Genomic DNA, 3,642 nt, shown 5'->3' with positions numbered 1-3,642 from the left:
GGCACGTCGAGGCGCGACCCCCTCCGTGGATTCAAAGGCATAGGACGTCAATCACCTTCTTGATCATCTGACGGTTCATCAAACTTGACAGCGCCACTCAGGATCCAGCTTCGACCCCACCTGGTCGACGGCTGCCTCACCGCTACAGGTCTGGCTATCACTCCACCGACCCCACCATGAAAACCTCAGTGACCGACGAGTTCGCTGCGTTCGCCGGACTGCTGGGCACCAAGTTCCTGCTCTGCAAGCCACGCGATCCGGAGGCCAAGGGCCTGGTCGAGCGGGCCAACGGCTATCTGGAGACGTCGTTCCTGCCCGGGCGGGTCTTCACCTCGCCGGCGGACTTCAACATCCAGCTCGCCGACTGGCTGGCCAGGGCCAACCGGCGGATCCACCGCACCCTGCAGGCCCGTCCGTCGGACCGGCTGGAGGCCGATCGCTCTCGCATGCTCGCCCTGCCGCCGATCGCCCCACCGGGCTGGTGGAAGGCATCGCTGCGGCTGCCGCGGGACCATTATGTCCGCCTGGACACCTGCGACTACTCGGTCCATCCGCTGGCCGTCGGCCGCCGCATCGAGGTCGCCGCGGACCTGGACCAGGTTCTGGTGACCTGCGATGGCGTCGAGGTCGCCCGTCATGCCCGCAGCTGGGCCCGCCATCAGACGATCACCGACCCTGATCACGCGGCGGCTGCCGCGGCAGCCCGCAAGGCGGCCGTCGGCCAGAAGGCGGCACCGACGATGACCACGGAAGTCGAAGAGCGGTCGCTGGACACCTATGACCGGATCTTCGGTGTCATCGACGGCGGCCTCAGCACCGGCGAGGGAGTCGCGTGATGGCCGCCAAGCAGACGGCGAACAGCCGTGACGTCTCCTCCGAACTCGTCTATTTGACCAAGGCGTTGAAGGCCCCTGCTCTGCGGGATGCGGCCGTCCGGCTCGCTGAGCGGGCCCGCGACGAGAGCTGGAGTGACGAGGAGTATCTGGCGGCCTGCCTGCAGCGGGAGGTGGCCGCCCGCGATTCGCATGGCGCCGAGGGACGCGTCCGGGCGGCCCGCTTCCCCTCTCGCAAATCGCTGGAGGACTTCGACTTTGATCACCAGCGGTCTGTGAAACGTGAGGTCATCGCCCACCTGGGGACGCTGGACTTCGTCGTCGGCAAGGAGAACGTCATCTTCCTGGGGCCGCCCGGCACCGGCAAGACCCATCTAGCCACCGGGCTCGGTATCCGGGCCTGTCAGGCCGGCCACCGGGTGGCCTTCGCCACCGCCGCCCAGTGGGTGACCCGCCTCGCCGAAGCCCACCAAGCGGGCAGGCTCAGCGACGAGTTGACCCGGCTGGGCCGGATCCCGCTGATCGTCGTTGACGAGGTCGGATACATCCCCTTCGAACCCGAGGCGGCGAACCTCTTCTTTCAGTTCATCTCGGGCCGCTACGAACGGGCCTCGGTGATCGTGACCAGCAACAAGCCCTTCGGACGCTGGGGAGAGGTCTTCGGCGACGACACCGTCGCCGCCGCGATGATCGACCGCCTCGTCCACCACGCCGAAGTGATCTCCCTCAAGGGCGACAGCTACCGCATGCGCGGCCGCGACCTCGGACGGGTTCCCGCAGCCAACACCGGGGAATGACCAACATCAGCAGACGCAGGGGGTCACTTTTCGTCCGTCGGCAGTGGCTCACAATTCAGCCGTCGCCGACACTGGGGTAGTTGATCGTTGGACGCAAGATCGGTCCCCTCGGGCGTAGCGTGTGAAGTACGAAGTGTCACGTGGGCGTTGTCACGTTGTCGAGCGGGCGGTCGCTTGAGGGTATGCCGAGGTCAGTGAGCCTCTTTCATCCTGTGTATTGGCAGGTCAGGAGGGTGTGCACGGCTGCTAGGGCCCTGCCGATGCGATTGGTTGAGCAGCGTGCTCGTCGTAGAAGTCGCCAGGACTTCAGGCGGGCGAAGGCGCGCTCGCCGGGAGCACGGAGACGTGCGTGGTCGCGGTTGTAGCGCTGGTAGTGCTCGGGCAGGTCGCGGTGGCCGTAGTAGGGGATGTGGACGGTGGCGCCGGCCCCCTGGTAGGCGCGGTCCGCCAGGATCAGGATCTGGCGGGTGAGGCAGGCCTGGACGATGCCGTGGGCACGGGCCGCGGTCAGGTCGTGGGTCCGTCCCGGCGTTGCCCGCGAGAACCAGAGCGGTGTGCCGTCCGGACGTGCGATGACCTGGACGTTCATGCCGTGCTTCTTGTGTTTTTGCGAGTAGAACGGTTCGTCCGCCCTGACGCGGTCGGTCGGGATCAGCGTCCCGTCAACGATGACGAAGTCGCCTTCGCCCAGACCGACCAAGGCCTCATGCAGTCCTGGTGCCCACGAGGCCAGGACTTCGACGGTCTCGTGCACGTACCGCCACGCCGTGGCCTCGGAGACTCCGAACCCGGCACCGACCTGCGCCAACGTCTCGTTCTTACGCAGGTGTGCCAGGACCAGCAGGGCCCGCTTGAAGCAGCCCAACTTCCGCCACGGCGATCGAAGTTCACGCCTTCGGGCGTAGATGAGCCAGGAAACGTGCTCGACCAGCTCGTGCGGGACGTCGAGCATGGAAGGATACGGAACCAACGAAGCCCCCCGGCCGATGGCGTGTTGAGTGAGATCACCACACCAACGACGAGGGGCTTCGCCATCAGGGCTTCGGCGTAGTCGCATGATGTCCGGTTCGTGGCGAACTGCCAGTTCAGCGGTGCTCTCGGAACGTGACAGGCACGGCTTCCAAGATCATGGAGTTCTCTACGCCCCGTGATCCGAGCGGAAGACCGTGCCTGCCGACGCATCATCGCTGATCCCGCCTGCCCTTGACCAGCTCCGCGAGCATCCCAAGGTCGTATCCGACGAGGTCCCGGGCCTGCTGGAGCGGCTGGCCGAAGTGCCTGACCCGCGAGACCCGCGCGGCGTACGGCACGCTCTGGTTGCCGTGCTCGCGCTGACCGCGTGCGCGGTTCTGGCGGGGGCGACCTCTCTGCTGGCAGTCAGCGAGTGGATCGCCGACGCCCCGCCGCACATCCTGGAACGCCTCGGCATACGCCTCGACCCACTGTTTTCGAAGCGGTTCCTGCCTGCGGAAACGACGGTCCGGCGGTTGCTGGCCCGCATCGACGGCGACGCGCTGGACCGGGCGGTCGGACGCTGGCTCGCCGACCGACGCCCGACGATGACCGGGCTGCGCGGCCTGGCAGTGGACGGCAAAAGCCTGCGCGGCGCGGCCAAAGCGAAGGGCCGCAAGATCCACCTGCTCGCCGCACTGGAGCACACCACCGGCCTGGTTCTGGCCCAGCTGGACGTCGGCGAGAAGACGAACGAGATCACCTGCTTCCAGCCGCTGCTGGACACCGTCGCCGACCCGGCAGGAGTCGTCGTCACCAGCGACGCGATGCACACCCAGCGCGAGCACGCCGACTACCTCCTCGCCCGGGGCGCCCACTACATCGTGATCGTCAAGGGCAACCAGAAGAAGCTGCGCCGCCAGCTCAAGTCCCTTCCCTGGAAGGACATCCCGCTTCAGGGACGCAGGCGCTGTCAAGTTTGATGAACCGTCAGATGATCAAGAAGGTGATTGACGTCCTATGCCTTTGAATCCACGGAGGGGGTCGCGCCTCGACGTGCC

General features: G+C 66.7%; 3 protein-coding genes and 1 pseudogene. 3 read left to right on the top strand and 1 reads right to left on the bottom strand.

The window, feature by feature from the left end; all coding sequences use genetic code 11:
- Positions 1-176: 176 nt before the first annotated feature.
- Both ACZ7HQ_RS44920 and istB read left to right on the top strand, forming a co-directional pair.
- Positions 177-836, top strand: coding sequence for a Mu transposase domain-containing protein (locus ACZ7HQ_RS44920; RefSeq protein WP_471003278.1), 660 nt, complete (start codon positions 177-179; stop codon positions 834-836).
- The gene (istB, locus tag ACZ7HQ_RS44915) at positions 836-1,630 is read left to right on the top strand and encodes an IS21-like element helper ATPase IstB (RefSeq protein ID WP_471003275.1); all 795 of its coding nucleotides are present in this window, start codon (positions 836-838) and stop codon (positions 1,628-1,630) included. Before ACZ7HQ_RS44920 ends, istB begins: the two co-directional genes overlap by 1 nt.
- Positions 1,631-1,835: 205 nt before the next feature.
- Here istB and ACZ7HQ_RS44910 read toward each other — a convergent pair.
- Positions 1,836-2,641, bottom strand: a pseudogene (locus ACZ7HQ_RS44910) (transposase family protein).
- A 155-nt stretch (positions 2,642-2,796) separates the two neighbouring features.
- Here ACZ7HQ_RS44910 and ACZ7HQ_RS44905 point away from each other — a divergent pair.
- Positions 2,797-3,564: an ISAs1 family transposase gene (locus tag ACZ7HQ_RS44905; protein WP_471003272.1), complete on the top strand. Its 768-nt coding sequence runs from the start codon at positions 2,797-2,799 to the stop codon at positions 3,562-3,564.
- Positions 3,565-3,642: the final 78 nt, after the last annotated feature.

The sequence above is a fragment of the Streptomyces sp. NPDC037290 genome (genome assembly GCF_055603245.1).
Note: the sequence above shows the minus strand (reverse complement) of the source record. Positions and strands in the feature narration are given on the sequence as shown.

Coding starts and splice junctions, on each gene's coding strand:
- ACZ7HQ_RS44920 (WP_471003278.1), top strand. CDS start 177: ATGAAAACCTCAGTGACCGACGAGTTCGCTGCGTTCGCCGGACTGCTG.
- istB (WP_471003275.1), top strand. CDS start 836: ATGGCCGCCAAGCAGACGGCGAACAGCCGTGACGTCTCCTCCGAACTC.